This window comes from Comamonas sp. C11, assembly GCF_024496285.1.
Classification (GTDB): Bacteria; Pseudomonadota; Gammaproteobacteria; order Burkholderiales; family Burkholderiaceae_C; genus Comamonas; species Comamonas testosteroni_F.
This window is the reverse complement of record NZ_CP101743.1, coordinates 1,958,351-1,975,982: the sequence shown is the minus strand read 5'-3', so window position 1 is coordinate 1,975,982 and position 17,632 is coordinate 1,958,351. Positions and strand designations below refer to the sequence as shown.

7 protein-coding genes are annotated in these 17,632 nt (G+C 62.1%); 2 read left to right on the top strand and 5 right to left on the bottom strand.

Going from position 1 to position 17,632, the window contains the following annotated elements:
• The first annotated feature begins 85 nt into the window (after positions 1 to 85).
• Positions 86 to 1,180, top strand: a complete 1,095-nt coding sequence (locus NOX35_RS09030; protein ID WP_256496389.1) for a porin — start codon at positions 86 to 88, stop codon at positions 1,178 to 1,180.
• Between the two features lie 280 nt (positions 1,181 to 1,460).
• Positions 1,461 to 1,805, top strand: coding sequence for a DUF4148 domain-containing protein (locus NOX35_RS09025; protein WP_182286408.1), 345 nt, complete (start codon positions 1,461 to 1,463; stop codon positions 1,803 to 1,805).
• A gap of 504 nt (positions 1,806 to 2,309) precedes the next feature.
• Here NOX35_RS09025 and bamE read toward each other — a convergent pair.
• From bamE to NOX35_RS09000, 5 genes are all read right to left on the bottom strand, one after another.
• On the bottom strand, positions 2,310 to 2,750 hold the full coding sequence (bamE, locus tag NOX35_RS09020) for an outer membrane protein assembly factor BamE (RefSeq protein WP_232538160.1): 441 nt from the start codon (positions 2,748 to 2,750) through the stop codon (positions 2,310 to 2,312).
• A gap of 44 nt (positions 2,751 to 2,794) precedes the next feature.
• Positions 2,795 to 4,003: an HlyD family efflux transporter periplasmic adaptor subunit gene (locus tag NOX35_RS09015; protein WP_371878540.1), complete on the bottom strand. Its 1,209-nt coding sequence runs from the start codon at positions 4,001 to 4,003 to the stop codon at positions 2,795 to 2,797.
• A 77-nt stretch (positions 4,004 to 4,080) separates the two neighbouring features.
• Positions 4,081 to 6,348 carry a type I secretion system permease/ATPase gene (locus NOX35_RS09010; protein ID WP_256496388.1) on the bottom strand — a complete coding sequence of 756 codons (2,268 nt, stop codon included), beginning with the start codon at positions 6,346 to 6,348 and terminating at the stop codon, positions 4,081 to 4,083.
• On the bottom strand, positions 6,345 to 7,730 hold the full coding sequence (locus NOX35_RS09005) for a TolC family outer membrane protein (protein ID WP_256496387.1): 1,386 nt from the start codon (positions 7,728 to 7,730) through the stop codon (positions 6,345 to 6,347). Before NOX35_RS09005 ends, NOX35_RS09010 begins: the two co-directional genes overlap by 4 nt.
• A gap of 219 nt (positions 7,731 to 7,949) precedes the next feature.
• A complete protein-coding gene (locus tag NOX35_RS09000) occupies positions 7,950 to 17,555 on the bottom strand; it encodes an Ig-like domain-containing protein (RefSeq protein WP_256496386.1) in 9,606 nt (3,201 codons plus the stop codon).
• Between the last annotated feature and the right edge of the window lie 77 nt (positions 17,556 to 17,632).

The window sequence follows — 17,632 nt, the reverse complement described above, 5'->3', positions numbered from 1 at the left end:
CAAGGAGGCTCACGACTCAACAGCTCAATCACATCAAGCCACGCATGCAAAAAATACTGAACGACATCAAAAATTGGAGACATTCATGCTGAAGAAGATAGCAAGCGCCATTGCGCTTCTGGGGGTGGGAGGGTTGGCACATGCACAATCGTCCGTACAGATCTACGGGATCGTGGATACGGCCGTCGAAACCATGAACAACGTGGGCGCAACCAAGTCCAGCCTCACACGCATGCCCAATCTGACGGGCAGCGTTCCATCACGCCTGGGCTTTCGCGGCCGCGAGGAGCTGGGAGGCGGATTGAGCGCATCCTTCACGCTGGAGATGGGTATCGGCCCCGACAGCGGAGCTCTCAACCAGGGCGGTCGCGGTTTCGGCCGCCAGTCCTTCGTCAGCCTCAACGGCCCCTGGGGATCGCTGGGGCTGGGTCGTCAATACACCATGCTGTTCTGGTCCGTACTCGACGCTGACGTGATCGGCCCGAGCCTGCACAGCATGGCCAGTCTGGACAACTACTTTCCCAATGCACGTGCCGACAATGCGATCTCCTACAAAGGCACGTTCTCGGGCCTGACGATCGGCGCGACCTATAGCTTTGGCCGCGATGCCGTCAATGCGGGCCCCAGTCCCGGCGGCACCAACTGCGCGGGAGAAAGCAGCACCGACTCCAAGACCTGCCGCGAGTGGTCGGCCATGCTCAAGTACGACACAGCGGCATGGGGGGCGGCGCTGGCACATGACGAGCTGCGCGGCGGCCCCGGTGCTTTCGCGGGGCTGACCAGCAGCGACAAAGTCGACAAGCGCACCATGCTCAACGGCTATGTGAAGCTTGGCGGCGCCAAGATTGGTGGTGGCTATATGCGTCGCAAGAATGACGGATATATCGCATCGCCGCGCAACGACCTGTGGTTTGTGGGCGTGGCCTACCCCATTGGGCAATGGACCGTGGACGCCCAGTACAACCAGCTCAAGTACAAGGACAACGCGGACAAGGGTCAGTTGCTGGTACTGCGCGGCACCTACAACCTGTCCAAGCGCACTGCGGCCTATGCCTCGCTGGGCTATATGAAGAACAGCGGCAATGCGGCCTTTGGAGCAAGCAGCGCTCAAGCTGGTGGAACGCCAATGCCTGGCGTCAATCAGACTGGCTTTGGCATGGGCCTGCGCCATATGTTCTGAGGTCGGAGCACAAATAGAGCGGGTGCGGGTAGCCTGGTGGCCTGCACCCGCTTTTCAGAAGAGGCGACAGCCCCCCAGGCGGGGCTCGTTCAACAACATAGACCGGGCATGTCTACCTGCCCAAGGGCAGTCCAGGTCGGCATGAGAAGAAGCTGACAACAATGTCACCGCGCTGTCCCGCTTCTGTTGGGGTCGGATTTCTAAGCTCCACACATCTCCTCCTTACCTTTATCAAGGCCCGGGAGATTGTGTTTCACCGACTTTCTTAGGAGCTCCCACCATGTCTCAACGTCGTCTCTCCATCGCGTCCGTATTTGCAAGCGCAGCAGCAGTAGCTGTACTAGCCATGCCGGGGATGGCTTCGGCAGCCTATGAACACCCAGCCAATAACGAGCAAGGCGTGACTGTTCACCCTGAACATTTCGTGAGCCAGAAGACGCGTGATCAAGTCAGGGCCGAAACTGCAGATGCGATGAAAAACGGTCGACTGTCGTATGGAGAAAGCAACTTCCCCAACTTCGTCCCCCCTGCAGGCCCCGGTAAAACACGCGAGGAAGTGATTAACGAATTGCTGCGCGAATCTCCAGCAGCGCGGGAAGCTCGTTTGCAGTCCATCGCTCGCTGAGGCCTATAGAGGCCTTATTGGGGCGCCGGTCTTCATTGACCAGCATTGCGATGCGATGACCGGCATGCTTGATCTGGCCACCGGCAGCAACTGCCCAATGCGGCCGGCCGAGTTGCGATGATCAATGCCTGGATTGCCGGCATCACCCAGTCCAAGCCTTTATCCGCTTCCTTCAATTGATCATCGCCCCACAGACGACGCCCCCTGAGCCGTTCCTGAAGACCAACCAAAGGGGGCGGGCGAGCAGCAGACAGTGCCCGTCAATTGGCAAGACGCGTTCACATGCTCCGTCTGCCGGCGATCACGCGCTTGAGCGCCTCTGCCGACATCGCAAAAAGACAGCTCCCACCACCATCGGTCTTGGCTCTGCAAAGTGCCGTACAGATGAAATACCTGGTTTAGCTGACGCTTATGGCGTGACCGCGCTCGCTTGCCCATAGGGCCGGGCATATGACTACCGGCCAGACATCACCACACAAATGTTGGCAGAGTTCCAGCCGCTCCTCAGCGCTGCATCAGTTGCTGGCATTGCCGGCGGCGCCAGACAGACTCGCGTACCGCTCCGGCCTCATCGAACACCACTTTGTACTGGCACACCAGCAGGTTGCCGGATTGCGCTTGACGGAGCTTGAAGTTGTAGTCCCACTCCTGTCCTCTCTGGCCCGTAGTTTGCGTCAGAGGTGCGCCCAGCGTCTGCTTCACCTTATCCTGGGGCATGCCGGGCTGGATGGCGCGAATTCCTTCGAGCTGCTCTGCCAGCACGCCATCGCGGACGAAGTCCTTCTTCATGTCGGCATAGCGCATATTGATGTCGGAATACTGCAGCTTGTCGGGATTGCTGACAGCATCCTCCGGATTGTCACGAGCCACGGCCGGCATGGCGATGCAAGCGGCTGCAGCCAGCACCAGAGTGGAAAGGCGGAAGGTAGATTCAAACATGCTCATGGCATCCTCTTTCATCAAAATCGAAAGTCACGCGCTGCAGGGCTTCAGCGCTCACGCAAGGCCTCGCGCGCCTTGTTCAGCGGCTTGGTCAAATAGTCCCAGACAGTCTTGCGGCCCGTACGGATATCGGTAGCGGCAACCATGCCCGGCACAATGGGCATGCGCTGGCCGGCTTTGTTCACAAGCACGTCCGAGTCGGTGCGCACCAGAACCGGGTAATAGACGATTTCGGGCTTGACCTCGTCGCGCTGGGTATCCGGGGCAATCGTCACCACCTGGCCCTTGAGGCCGCCATAGACTGCGTAGTCATAGGCAGTCACCTTGACCAGAGCCTCCTGACCGGGGCGAATGAAGGCAATGTCGCGGGGCGAGATATGGGCCTCCACCAGCAACTGGTCATCGAGAGGCACCAGGGCCATCAGCAGGCCGTTGGGCGGCACCACGCCGCCGATGGTAGTGACCTGCAGGCTCTTGACCACGCCCCGCACAGGCGACTGCAGTGTCAGGCGATCCAGTGAATCCGCACGCCCGCGCACTACTGAAGACAGGGACTTCGCCTCCGCATCAGCCTTGGCAAGTTCTTCGCGGCTGCGCACCATGTAGCCAGAACGCGCCTCGGCAATCTTCAGCTCCAGTTCTGCTCCCTGGCGCTGCAAGCGGATGAGTTCGACGCTGCTGGCCGCACCGCTGGCTTGCAGCGACTGCGTGATGCCCAGTTCCTTGCGCACCAATGCCAGCGCCTGGTTCAGACCGGCCACTGTATCGCTCAGCGCCGCGCGGCGAGAACGGAACAGCGCACTCTCCGAAGCCTTGAGCTGAGCATGGCCGTCCAGCTCCTGAGGAAACTGCAGGTTGTCGCGCCCTTCAACCTCGGCGCGCAGGCGTACGCTGGCGGCCAAGGCTGCGCGGTAGCGGGCCGCCGTCTCCTCCACACTGGATTCGCCACGCGTAGGTTCCAGCTTGGCCAGCACCTGGCCTTTCTCCACGATATCGCCCTCGCGCACCAGCAACTCGGCCAGAATACCGCCCTCCAGAGACTGGATGCGCTGCTCGCGCGAGGATGGAATCACCTTGCCACCGCCGTTGGACACTTCGTCGATCTCGAAGAACCAGGCCCAGGCCAGAAAAGCCAGCACAAAGGCCGTGACCAGCCACACCACGCGATCCGAGTGGCTTGCGCGTACCTCGTCGAAGTCGCCTATGGCCGGCATGGCCGCGCGCCGACGCGCAGACCCGGGCATAGGAGAAAGCATGGACGCGGCCTCAGCCTTCATCGCTGGTGTTGTTGTAGATGTGGCCTTCGATGTATCACCGGGCACTGCTGTCTCCGTCATTCCTGCCCCTCCTCTGCAGAGGCCAGCCTTTTCACCGGCTGCACCGCGACCTTCATGCGCCCGCTCTGCACGACGCGAACATTCTGCTGCGGGGCTGCCGGTTGGACACCGCCATTCAGGCGCTTGAGCACCTCATCGCGCGCGCCCTGCAACACCACCTGGCCCTTGTCCACCACAATGATCTTATCCACCGCCTGCAACACAGCGGGCCGGTGCGTGGCAACGACCAGAGTGCGCCCCGGTGCAAGCTTGCGCAACCGCGCGATCACATCGCGTTCGGCCACATCGTCCAGCGCTGCCGTAGGCTCATCCAGCAGCAGCACGCGCGGCTGGCGCAACAGCAGGCGGGCCAGCAACAGGCTCTGGCGCTGCCCCCCCGACAAGCCCAAGCCCCCTTCCATGACCATGTGATCCAGCCCCGTTGGCAGGGTCTGCACGAAGGACCAGGCGCCAGCGTCCAGCAGCGCGGTCACAAGTTCCGCATCGCTGGCATGAGGAGCGCCCAACAGCAGGTTCTCGCGCAACGAACCGTAGAACAGGCGGGCATTCTGCGTCAGCAGGCCTACATCGCGGCGCACGTCGGCCGGGTCTATGTGGGCCAGAGCCACATCGTCCAACAGCAGGCGCCCGCTCACAGGCTCGGTCAGGCCCGACAACGCCTGCAGCAGCGTCGACTTGCCTGCCCCGTTGCGGCCCAGGATGGCGATGCGCTCACCGGCTGAGATCTGCAGCTTCTTGACCTGCAGTGCCGGGGTCTTGCCGTCGTAGCTGAACACGGCTTCGCTGAAGTCGTAGCGCCCCTCGATGACAGGGCGGTGGACGCGGCTGCCGTCCTCGGCGTGATCCACGGGCAGGTGCATGAGTTGGTCCAAGCCGTCACTGGCCATCCTGGCCTGCTGCCAGCGATTGAGCACACCGGTCACGCTGGACAAGGGCGCCAGCATGCGGCTGACCAGAATGGAGGACGCCACCAGCACGCCGGTGCTCATCTCGCCGCGCATCACCTGGGGAGCGCCAAAGAACACCACAAAGGCAAAAGCACTGCCCTGCACCGTCTGCATCCAGTTGCTCAGGTGATGCAGCAACGCCCGCAGCCTCAGGCCCGACTCGGCATTTACGGCGTTGTAGTGGTTCCATTGGTTTTGGAAACGCGGCTCGGCCTGCAGCAGCTTGATGTCTTCAATGCCCTGCACCGTCTCCACCAGCATGGCGTTGCGCAGCGCCGATTCGCGCATGCTGGCCTGGGCCAGGTTGCGCAGGCGCTTTTGCGCCAGCAGGCTGGGCGCCAGCAGCAGCACAAAGGCCGCCAGAGGCACCCACACCAGCGAGCCGGCAATCATCCAGAAGATGAAGCAGAACAGGATGAAGAACGGCAGGTCAGCCACGGCCGCTGCGGTGGTGGAAGTCAGCATCTCCCGCACCGGCTCCAGCTCGCGGATCTGGGCCACAAAGGTTCCAGTGGCGCGCGGGCGCGCGCTGTTCTTAACTCTCAGCGCATGGCCGAAGACTCGGTCCGAAATGCGAAGGTCGGCCCGCTTGCCCAGCATGTCGGTAATGTGCATGCGCGCGGCGCGCATGGCCCAGGCAAACACAATGGACAGCAGCACACCGCCGAACAGCACGTACAGCGTGGGTTCGGACTGCGACGGCACGACGCGGTCATAGACCTGCATGGAAAACAGAATGCCGCCCAAGGCCATCAGATTGGTGATGAACGAGGCCAGCAGGATATGGCCGTAGGGTCTCAGATCGGCAAACACGATGTCGCGCAGCCAGTGAGGCTCCACGGGGCGCAGGTAGCTGTCCACGCGCGAATCGGGAGCCGACTGCAACGGACGCAGCACCACCATGGCCTCCACCTCGGACTGCAGCTCGGCCAGCATGTGCGTGCTCTCGCCGCCCTCATCGCCGCTCAGCAGCAGACGCAAGCCGCCTTCGGTCAAGGCGGTGACTACCGCGACCTGCCCGCCGCGCAGCTGTACGGCCACGGGTAGACGCCATGCCGTCAATCGCATCAGCTCCGGAGCCACCTCGGTCACGGCAAGACCAGCTTGCTTGGCAATCTGGCGTAAGCAGTGGCGCAAATCCTCGCCGGACATGCCATCAGCCGCCCAGGCCGCGTCGACACGCAGGCGCTCGCGTGAGGTATCGATCTGGTAATGCGCTGCCACTGCCAGCACGGCGTCCAGCCAGCCCTGCATCAATGGCGGCAATTGTTTGGAGCTTGCCTGCTCAGCAGCTATCCGGTTCATCGCTTCGTTCATCGCATCACTCCCTGGCCCCGGTCACGCAGCCGGGTATCCAGCGCGAACTCATCGGCCAACCGCCCGCTCTGATACCAACACTCCACAGCCAGCCGCTGCAGGTCATGGGAGCTATCCACTTGCTCGAAGCGCGCGCTGTGGTATTCCTGTTCGGCGTTGAGCAGATCTAGCAGCGAACGTGTACCCAATTGCAGATATTGCTCACGATATAGATCGCGCGTGATACGGATGCTGGCGATACGCTGGTCAACCACTGGCTGACGCTCCAACAGACCCAGGCTCTGGTCCTGCGCGTCGCGCAGCGACTGACGCGCCTGGAACTCGGCGTTGGCCACTGCTGCGTCGGCGGCCTCCAGCGCGTGGCCGGCCGCGCGCTGGCGTGCCTGGTTGCGCCCGCCTTCAAACAGCGGTGCCGAGACATTGAACATCACGCGCATGTCCACATCCGGGTAACCTGCCGGACGCGAGGCAGCGTTCAACCCGCGCGCGGCCGAGCCATCCACCGACAGCGTCGGCATGAGTTGCGCATCGGCTGCCTTCAGTTCGGCCTGGGCCTGCGCTCGCTGCCCCTGGGCCCGACGCACCGCTGCCGTGGGCTGCACCTGCGCGGCAGCGCAGGCCTGGGGCAGGGCATTGGGAACCCCGCCTTTTTCTGCATTCGCTTCACCCACTGTCGGCGGCGTCTGCAACCCGGTTAGCGCCATAAGCCGCGCTTGCCAACGGCGCGCCTGCGCCTCGTAATTGATTACTTGGCCGCGCGCTCCATCCATGCGTGACTGCGCCTGCATAAAGTCCGAGCGGGTGCTCGCGCCCTTGAGCTGACGCTCACGCGCCAGTTCGGCCAGCGCCCCCACTCCCTTGAGCTGATCTTGTGCAATCGCCGCCATGGACTGCTGGCGGCGCAGCTCCACCCAGGCCTGCGCAGCCTCGCGAGCTACATCGTCGGTGGACAGATAGACCTGCGCCTGGGCAACCTCGATGCTGGCCTCGGCCTGCTGCACGGCGCTGTCCACCTTGCCGAAGTCATACAACATCTGCGACACCGAGACGCTGGCGTCATAGACACGCCGCGAGGTATAGGGGTAGACATCCCGGTTGTTCACCTGTGCCCCCAGCCCGCCCTTGACCTGCGGGTAATAACCGGCGCGGGCCGAAGCCACGCCCTCGTCCGCTCCCAGCAACTGCCCCTGCGCCGTGCGCACGGCAGGGTGCCATGCCACAGCCGCCTGTACCGCTGCACGCATATCCATGGCCTGGCCTGGCCTGGCCTGGCTTGCAGGCCCTGCTGCATGGGCCGCGCCCATCGCGCAGACCAGCGCGACCGCTGCGGCGGCATGACGTATGCAAGGCACAGGGAGTTTGGACTTGATCAACATATCCATCTATCGCTATCTCTGTCGCTGTTTCACAGCCTGGTATCACGGCGCTATGCCACGATCACCACTCCGCATCGCAGCACCCAGGCCAGCGACACGGATTGTTTGTTCTCTGATTGCTATTATTTATATAGCTTGCTGCGCTGTTAGTACGTCGTTTCAAGAATCGCTCATACTTGAAACGACGTACCTCAGACGCTAGCAGCTATCAGGTTTGATGAAATATCAAACGTGCACCGGCTGCTGCAGCTCCTCTTCGGGCAGCGGAGCTGGCATATACAAGGCCAGGTCCTGCGGCGCGATGGCAGGCGCTGTGGGTGCAGCAGGCGTATCCGCCGAGCCCAGGCCGGCGATGTTGCCGGCAGCCTCGCCCGCCTCGCTCCGGGACTGCAGCACATCCTGCAGCGCAGGCAGCGCGGCAGGCTCGTCCGCATCCGTATGCAGGGCATCAAGATGCTCCAGATCCAGGCTCATGGCCATCATCGGCGACGCAAACGGCGTAGGCTTGGGCCCAGGATCCACACCGTCATAGACCACCTTCACATCCTTGACGGTCGATGCGGTATCCCCATCCATGTCCTGGATGGTGTATCCGAACTTGTCCCAATAGGAACTCAGCGCCTTGCCCTCATAGATGAACTTGGCCGTATCGAACTCCACGGTCAACGAGCCACCTGCGGCTGTCTTGACGGTGATGATGTGCTTGACTGCGTCATAGGTGTAGTCCACCCCCTCCACGGCGCCGCCCGTGACCTGCAAATCCTGTCCGGGAAGATAGGTGTAGGTTTTGCCATCGACATTGAGCACATTGACAAAGCCGCCGTCCGCACCAAATCCTTCGACGGTGCTGTCGAGTTCACCGCGCAGTGAGCCCTCCTGCCTGGGCAGCTGGATCAGGTTCTGCAGCGTGGAATTCAGCTCCTCCGCCGAGGCAGCCACGACGACGGTACTCTCCTTTCCTTCAGCGCCGTTATAGGCAATCGGGTCGATATTGGGAATGTCTTTTTCCAAAATACCGCCAAAGCCCACGCCCACGGAGTTGATGTGGTGCTCCTTCACAAAGGCCTCCCAAGTTGCCTGCTGTGTTTCAGACACCGGGCCCTGGGCAGGTACTCCATCGGTGACGAAGTACGAGACATTCTGCACCCCCTCCCCGGTCAGCTTGCCGCTATCGTCAGTAAAGCCACCAGTGCCCATTACCTTGTCGAGAGCGTCTTTATAGGATGTGCCTCCATTAGCCGTCAGAGCCTTGATAGTCGCGATGGCATCCAAAGCACTCATCCAAGTGACGTAGGCCTTCGTGCGTGCAACATCCCCAAAAGTCACCAGCTTGACCGCCACATCGCCATACTCATCGTACTTGTTGATCAGATCCTCCAGCGCCTTCTTGGCCAGATTCAGGCGGTTGTTCGGGTCATTAGGAAACTGTTGATTGCCGCCACCCACGAAGTTCATGCTGCCCGACAGGTCCAGCACAATCATCAGATTGGTCTGCAGCTTGGACAGATTGATCGCCAGCTCGGCATCATCGCTGAGCGTCGGCACATCGTCCTTGACCTCCACGGCAAACCCGATTTCGCTGTCGTGCTCGCCATCGTGAACGATGGCCTTGAAGGCCAGGTCCAGCGTATTTTCACCACTGCTGGCTGCATGATCCAGAGGGCCCTTGAGGGTGACCGTATAGCTTGCCTCGTACTTACCACCAACCTCGCTCAGGGCACCGACCTTGACGGTCATGACCTCCTTGGCACCGGCCATGCCGGTCAGCGTGCTGGTGCTGGCATCCCAGTGCCAGGTCACATCAACGCCGCCCGACTTGACGCTACCGTCCACAGGGCCCTCCATCTCCACCGAGAAGGTATTGATGCCAGGCGTCTTGTCCGCATCGGTAAAGGTAATCTTGCCCGTGGCTGTGGTCGTGCTGCTCAGGTCATCCTTGATGCCGCCGGGCAGTGCTTCTTCCGCAACGTGCAGTACCTTGTCTTCAGGAGCTATCTCCACTACAGGGGCGGTGTCGTTCAGATCCTTTTCCTGAAGCGTGACTGTGACCTCGGTCTTGCCACCTTCGGTATCGGTCGCCACCACCTTGATCTGCTGGCTATTACTACCCTTTTCAAAGTCGTTGGCATCCGAAGCCGCTCCAGCCGCTGTCAGCGTGATCTCTCCAGTCAGTGGGTCGATCGCATACCAGCCATTAGGGTCGCTGGCCGGGTCAATGCTGTAAGTCAACGATATGCTGTCAGTATCGATGGCCTTCACCTGGCCCAGCACCATACCTACGGGGCTGTTCTCGTCGTAGCTGAAGGTGTAATCCGTCACCGGCGGTTCGCCCGGGTCGCCTGGATCGACAAACACCGGTGGCTTGCTCACAGTCACGGTGACGCCCGCCTGCTCGGGCGTGCCGCCATCGGTCTGTGCCGTGTATTCGAAGTGGGCGTCACCCACAAAGCCGGCCTTGGGCGTGAACTCCAGTTGGCCGCCCACCAGCTTGACGCTACCGCTGCCGTCGCTCAGGGCCACCGCAGCACCGCCTTCGGTGATGGCCTTGCCATCGACCTGCGTGATCCTGACGTTATCGCCTTCGAACTCGTCGTTGGCCAGCACGTCGATGGTGACGGACTTCTCGTAGCCGGTACTGGCCGTGTCATCGCTCACGTCCTGCTCGGGCGTGACGTTGACCTTCACCGTGGTGGTGGTCTTGCCGCCCTTGCCGTCGTCCACGATCACTTCAAAGCGGTCCGTGCCCGGGCCGCTCCAGTCCTTGTGGGGCGTGTAGGTGTACTTGCCATCCGGTGTGACGGTCACGGTGCCGTGAGCGGGCGGATCGCCCAGCTCGTAGGTCAGCGTATCGCCGTCCTTGTCCGTGCCGGTGACCTTGCCGTTGAAGGGCTGGTCTTCACCCACGGTGACGGTGTAGCCGCCGCCGGGGCCAGGCGTGAACGTCTGGCCGGGGATGTAGTCCGGGTCGCTGGGGTCCAGGCCTTCGTTGGGGTCGGTCGGCTCGGGCAGCTGGTTGGCCGCCACGGTCACGGTGACGCCCGCCTGCTCGGGCGTGCCGCCATCGGTCTGTGCCGTGTATTCGAAGTGGGCGTCCCCCACAAAGCCGGCCTTGGGCGTGAACTCCAGTTGGCCGCCCACCAGCTTGACGCTACCGCTGCCGTCGGTCAGAGCCACCGCAGCACCGCCTTCGGTGATGGCCTTGCCATCGACCTGCGTGATCGTGACGTTGGCGCCTTCGAACTCGTCGTTGCCCAGCACGTCGATGGTGACGGGCTTGTCGTAGCCGGTCGTCGCAGTGTCGTCGGTCACGTCCTGCTCGGGCGTGAACTCGACCGTCACGGTGGTAGTGGTCTTGCCGCCCTTGCCGTCGTCCACGATCACCGTGAATTCATCAGGGCCGTTGTAGTCCGGATCAGGTGTGTAGGTGTACTCGCCAGTGTCCTTGTCGATGGTCACCGTGCCGTGGCTGGGGCCTGTGCCCTTGGTGTACTCCAGCGTATCGCCGTCCTTGTCCGTGCCGGTGATCTTGCCGTTGAAGGGCTGGTCTTCACCCACGGTGACGGTGTAGCCGCCGCCGGGGCCAGGCGTGAAGCTCTGGCCGGGGATGTAGTCCGGATCGCTGGGGTCCAGGCCTTCGTTGGGGTCGGTCGGCTCGGGCAGCTGATTGGCCGCCACGGTCACCGTGACGCCCGCCTGCTCGGGCGTGCCGCCATCGGTCTGTGCCGTGTATTCGAAGTGGGCGTCCCCCACAAAGCCGGCCTTGGGCGTGAACTCCAGTTGGCCGCCCACCAGCTTGACGCTGCCGCTGCCATCGGTCAGAGCCACCGCAGCACCGCCTTCGGTGATGGCCTTGCCATCAACCTGCGTGATCGTGACGTTGGCGCCTTCGAAGTCGTCGTTGCCCAGCACGTCGATGGTGACGGGCTTGTCGTAGCCGGTCGTCGCAGTGTCGTCGGTCACGTCCTGCTCGGGCGTGAACTCGACCGTCACGGTGGTAGTGGTCTTGCCACCCTTGCCATCGTCCACGATCACCGTGAATTCATCAGGGCCGTTGTAGTCCGGATCCGGTGTGTAGGTGTACTCGCCAGTGTCCTTGTCGATGGTCACCGTGCCGTGGCTGGGGCCAGTGCCCTGGGTGTACTCCAGCGTATCGCCGTCCTTGTCCGTGCCGGTGATCTTGCCGTTGAAGGGCTGATCTTCGTCCACCGTGATCTTGTAGCCGCCATTGGGGCCTGGCGTAAACGTCTGGCCAGGGAACTCAGGGTTGTTCGGATCAATGTTGGGGTCGGTCGGCTCCGGCAGCTGGTTGGCCGCCACGGTCACCGTGACATTGGCTGTCTCTTCCGAGCCCTTGTCGGTCTTGGCCGTGTAGCTGAACTCCGCGTTGCCATGGAAGCCGTCCGCTGGCGTAAACACCAGCTTACCGCCCACCAGCCTGACCTCGCCGTTGGCCACGGTCACGGCTCCACCTTCGACAATGGCCTTGTTGTCTACCTTGGTGATGGTAGGGTTGGCACCTTCGAACTCGTCGTTGGCCAGCACGTTGATAGTGACGGACTTCTCGTAGCCGGTACTGGCCGTGTCATCACTCACGTCCTGCTCGGGCGTGACGTTGACCGTCACCGTGGTGGTGGTCTTGCCACCCTTGCCGTCGTCCACGATCACTTCAAAGCGGTCCGTGCCCGGGCCGCTCCAGTCCTTGTGGGGCGTGTAGGTGTACTTGCCATCCGGTGTGACGGTCACGGTGCCGTGAGCGGGCGGATCGCCCAGCTCGTAGGTCAGCGTATCGCCGTCCTTGTCCGTGCCGGTGACCTTGCCGTTGAAGGGCTGGTCTTCACCCACGGTGACGGTGTAGCCGCCGCCGGGGCCAGGCGTGAACGTCTGGCCGGGGATGTAGTCCGGGTCGCTGGGGTCCAGGCCTTCGTTGGGGTCGGTCGGCTCGGGCAGCTGGTTGGCCGCCACGGTCACGGTGACGCCCGCCTGCTCGGGCGTGCCGCCATCGGTCTGTGCCGTGTATTCGAAGTGGGCATCACCCACAAAGCCGGCCTTGGGCGTGAATTCCAGCTTGCCACTCACCAGCTTGACGCTGCCGCTGCCATCGGTCAGAGCCACCGCAGCACCGCCTTCGGTGATGGCCTTGCCATCAACCTGCGTGATCGTGACGTTGGCACCTTCGAACTCGTCGTTGGCCAGCACGTTGATAGTGACGGACTTCTCGTAGCCGGTCGTCGCTGTATCGGCGGTCACGTCCACTTCAGACTGGAACTCGACCGTCACGGTGGTAGTGGTCTTGCCACCCTTGCCATCGTCCACGATCACCGTGAATTCATCAGGGCCGTTGTAGTCCGGATCCGGTGTGTAGGTGTACTCGCCAGTGTCCTTGTCGATGGTCACCGTGCCGTGGCTGGGGCCTGTGCCCTGGGTGTACTCCAGCGTATCGCCGTCCTTGTCCGTGCCGGTGATCTTGCCGTTGAAGGGCTGATCTTCGTCCACCGTGATCTTGTAGCCGCCATCGGGGCCTGGCGTAAACGTCTGGCCAGGGAACTCAGGGTTGTTCGGATCAATGTTGGGGTCGGTCGGCTCGGGCAGCTGGTTGGCCGCCACGGTCACCGTGACATTGGCTGTCTCTTCCGAGCCCTTGTCGGTCTTGGCCGTGTAGCTGAACTCCGCGTTGCCATGGAAGCCGTCCGCTGGCGTAAACACCAGCTTACCGCCCACCAGCCTGACCTCGCCGTTGGCCACGGTCACGGTTCCACCTTCGACAATGGCCTTGTTGTCTACCTTGGTGATGGTTGGGTTGGCACCTTCGAACTCGTCGTTGGCCAGCACGTTGATAGTGACGGACTTCTCGTAGCCGGTCGTCGCTGTATCGGCGGTCACGTCCACTTCAGACTGGAACTCGACCGTCACGGTGGTAGTGGTCTTGCCACCCTTGCCATCGTCCACGATCACCGTGAATTCATCAGGGCCGTTGTAGTCCGGATCCGGTGTGTAGGTGTACTCGCCAGTGTCCTTGTCGATGGTCACCGTGCCGTGGCTGGGGCCCGTGCCCTGGGTGTACTCCAGCGTATCGCCGTCCTTGTCCGTGCCGGTGACCTTGCCGTTGAAGGGCTGATCTTCGTCCACCGTGATCTTGTAGCCGCCATTGGGGCCTGGCGTAAACGTCTGGCCAGGGAACTCAGGGTTGTTCGGATCAATGTTGGGGTCGGTCGGCTCGGGCAGCTGGTTGGCTGCCACGGTCACGGCGACATTGGCCGTCTCTTCCGAGCCCTTGTCGGTCTTGGCCGTGTAGCTGAACTCCGCGTTGCCATGGAAGCCGTCCGCTGGCGTAAACACCAGCTTACCGCCCACCAGCCTGACCTCGCCGTTGGCCACGGTCACGGTTCCACCTTCGACAATGGCCTTGTTGTCTACCTTGGTGATGGTTGGGTTGGCACCTTCGAACTCGTCGTTGGCCAGCACGTTGATAGTGACGGACTTCTCGTAGCCGGTCGTCGCTGTATCGGCGGTCACGTCCACTTCAGACTGGAACTCGACCGTCACGGTGGTAGTGGTCTTGCCACCCTTGCCATCGTCCACGATCACCGTGAATTCATCAGGGCCGTTGTAGTCCGGATCCGGTGTGTAGGTGTACTCGCCGGTGTCCTTGTCGATGGTCACCGTGCCGTGGCTGGGGCCTGTGCCCTGGGTGTACTCCAGCGCATCGCCGTCCTTGTCCGTGCCGGTGACCTTGCCGTTGAAGGGCTGATCTTCGTCCACCGTGATCTTGTAGCCGCCATTGGGGCCTGGCGTAAACGTCTGGCCAGGGAACTCAGGGTTGTTCGGATCAATGTTGGGGTCGGTCGGCTCGGGCAGCTGGTTGGCTGCCACGGTCACGGCGACATTGGCCGTCTCGGGCGTTCCGCCATCGGTCTGCGCCGTGTATTCGAAGTGGGCGTCACCCACAAAGCCGGCCTTGGGCGTGAACTCCAGCTGGCCGCCCACCAGCTTGACGCTGCCGCTGCCGTCGCTCAGGGCCACCGCAGCGCCGCCTTCGGTGATGGCCTTGCCATCGACCTGCGTGATCCTGACGTTATCGCCTTCGAACTCGTCGTTGGCCAGCACGTCGATGGTGACGGACTTCTCGTAGCCGGTACTGGCCGTGTCATCACTCACGTCCTGCTCGGGCGTGACGTTGACCGTCACCGTGGTGGTGGTCTTGCCACCCTTGCCGTCGTCCACGATCACTTCAAAGCGGTCCGTGCCCGGGCCGCTCCAGTCCTTGTGGGGCGTGTAGGTGTACTTGCCATCCGGTGTGACGGTCACGGTGCCGTGAGCGGGCGGATCGCCCAGCTCGTAGGTCAGCGTATCGCCGTCCTTGTCCGTGCCGGTGACCTTGCCGTTGAAGGGCTGGTCTTCACCCACGGTGACGATGTAGCCGCCGCCGGGGCCAGGCGTGAACGTCTGGCCGGGGATGTAGTCCGGGTCGCTGGGGTCCAGGCCTTCGTTGGGGTCGGTCGGCTCGGGCAGCTGGTTGGCCGCCACGGTCACCGTGACATTGGCTGTCTCTTCCGAGCCCTTGTCGGTCTTGGCCGTGTAGCTGAACTCCGCGTTGCCATGGAAGCCGTCCGCTGGCGTAAACACCAGCTTACCGCCCACCAGCCTGACCTCGCCGTTGGCCACGGTCACGGCTCCACCTTCGACAATGGCCTTGTTGTCTACCTTGGTGATGGTAGGGTTGGCACCTTCGAACTCGTCGTTGGCCAGCACGTTGATAGTGACGGACTTCTCGTAGCCGGTCGTCGCTGTATCGGCGGTCACGTCCACTTCAGACTGGAACTCGACCGTCACGGTGGTAGTGGTCTTGCCACCCTTGCCATCGTCCACGATCACCGTGAATTCATCAGGGCCGTTGTAGTCCGGATCCGGTGTGTAGGTGTACTCGCCGGTGTCCTTGTCGATGGTCACCGTGCCGTGGCTGGGGCCTGTGCCCTGGGTGTACTCCAGCGCATCGCCGTCCTTGTCCGTGCCGGTGATCTTGCCGTTGAACGGCTGGTCTTCACCCACGGTGACGGTGTAGCCGCCGCCAGGCGTGAACGTCTGGCCGGGGATGTAGTCCGGGTCGCTGGGGTCCAGGCCTTCGTTGGGGTCGGTCGGCTCGGGCAGCTGGTTGGCCGCCACGGTCACCGTGACATTGGCTGTCTCTTCCGAGCCCTTGTCGGTCTTGGCCGTGTAGCTGAACTCCGCGTTGCCATGGAAGCCGTCCGCTGGCGTAAACACCAGCTTACCGCCCACCAGCCTGACCTCGCCGTTGGCCACGGTCACGGTTCCACCTTCGACAATGGCCTTGTTGTCTACCTTGGTGATGGTTGGGTTGGCACCTTCGAACTCGTCGTTGGCCAGCACGTTGATAGTGACGGACTTCTCGTAGCCGGTCGTCGCTGTATCGGCGGTCACGTCCACTTCAGACTGGAACTCAACCGTCACGGTGGTAGTGGTCTTGCCACCCTTGCCATCGTCCACGATCACCGTGAATTCATCAGGGCCGTTGTAGTCCGGATCCGGTGTGTAGGTGTACTCGCCAGTGTCCTTGTCGATGGTCACCGTGCCGTGGCTGGGGCCCGTGCCCTGGGTGTACTCCAGCGCATCGCCGTCCTTGTCCGTGCCGGTGATCTTGCCGTTGAACGGCTGATCTTCGTCCACCGTGATCTTGTAGCCGCCATTGGGGCCTGGCGTAAACGTCTGGCCAGGGAACTCAGGGTTGTTCGGATCAATGTTGGGGTCGGTCGGCTCAGGCAGCTGGTTGGCTGCCACGGTCACGGTGACATTGGCCGTCTCGGGCGTTCCGCCATCGGTCTGCGCCGTGTATTCGAAGTGGGCATCACCCACAAAGCCGGCCTTGGGCGTGAACTCCAGCTTGCCGCCCACCAGCTTGACTCTGCCGCTACCATCGGTCAGGGCCACCGCAGCACCGCCTTCGGTGATGGCCTTGCCATCGACCTGCGTGATCCTGACGTTATCGCCTGCGAACTCGTCGTTGGCCAGCACGTCGATGGTGACGGGCTTCCCAAAGCCGGTGCCCTCGATGTCGTCGAACGCATCCTGCTCCGCTCCCACATTGACCGTCACCGTGGTGGTGGTCTTGCCGCCCTTGCCGTCGTCCACGATCACTTCAAAGCGGTCCGTGCCCGGACCGCTCCAGTCCTTGTTGGGCGTGTAGGTGTATTCGCCGGTGTCCTTGTCGATGGTCACCGTGCCATGAGCGGGTGGTGTGCCCAATCCGTAGGTCAACGAATCGCCATCTGAGTCCTTGCCCACAACCTTTCCATTGAAAGGCTGGTCTTCACGCACAGTGACTTTGTAGCCGCCATTGTTGAATTCCTGCCCAGGCACGTGACCCAGGGCACCAGGGCTCAGCCCTTCATTGGGATCGACAGGCTCTGGAGGGTTGTTGGCATTCTTGCCACTTCCACCGCTCCCACCACTCGACACAGCCAGCCCCCCCAGACCCAACCCCACAAGCCAAGGCAGCCACGCAGCAACAGACTCATTCGATTCGATCTCAGTGAACTCGAAGCCTTCCCAGGCACCACCATATTGGCCCCACCAAAGCACGCCTTGCTGATCTTCCAAGACCAGATCGTTGCGCCCTTCCTCTGGATATACCGCGAAAAAACCGCTCACATGGATTTGTTTTCCATCGACCAAAGTCAGTACCAGGTCATTACCGACACGAGTCGATTTGGCGATCTGTTCGGGTGCAACTTTGAGGATGACTGCAGAAGGCTTATCTAAAACCAGGCCTTGCTCTGTAGAGGCGACTTTTCCACCAGACTTGTATACGGCTTCCATGAACTTCTCCTTGATTCCTAACCTTGGCAAAGTTCTGAACCCTCTACCTTGGGGTGCTCAATGCCAAATGCTCGCGA

Bases quoted from the DNA above. Each gene is read 5' to 3' on its own strand.
- NOX35_RS09000 (WP_256496386.1), bottom strand. From the start codon at position 17,555: ATGGAAGCCGTATACAAGTCTGGTGGAAAAGTCGCCTCTACAGAGCAA.
- NOX35_RS09005 (WP_256496387.1), bottom strand. From the start codon at position 7,730: ATGGATATGTTGATCAAGTCCAAACTCCCTGTGCCTTGCATACGTCAT.
- NOX35_RS09010 (WP_256496388.1), bottom strand. From the start codon at position 6,348: ATGAACGAAGCGATGAACCGGATAGCTGCTGAGCAGGCAAGCTCCAAA.
- bamE (WP_232538160.1), bottom strand. From the start codon at position 2,750: ATGAGCATGTTTGAATCTACCTTCCGCCTTTCCACTCTGGTGCTGGCT.
- NOX35_RS09030 (WP_256496389.1), top strand. From the start codon at position 86: ATGCTGAAGAAGATAGCAAGCGCCATTGCGCTTCTGGGGGTGGGAGGG.
- NOX35_RS09015 (WP_371878540.1), bottom strand. From the start codon at position 4,003: ATGCTTTCTCCTATGCCCGGGTCTGCGCGTCGGCGCGCGGCCATGCCG.
- NOX35_RS09025 (WP_182286408.1), top strand. From the start codon at position 1,461: ATGTCTCAACGTCGTCTCTCCATCGCGTCCGTATTTGCAAGCGCAGCA.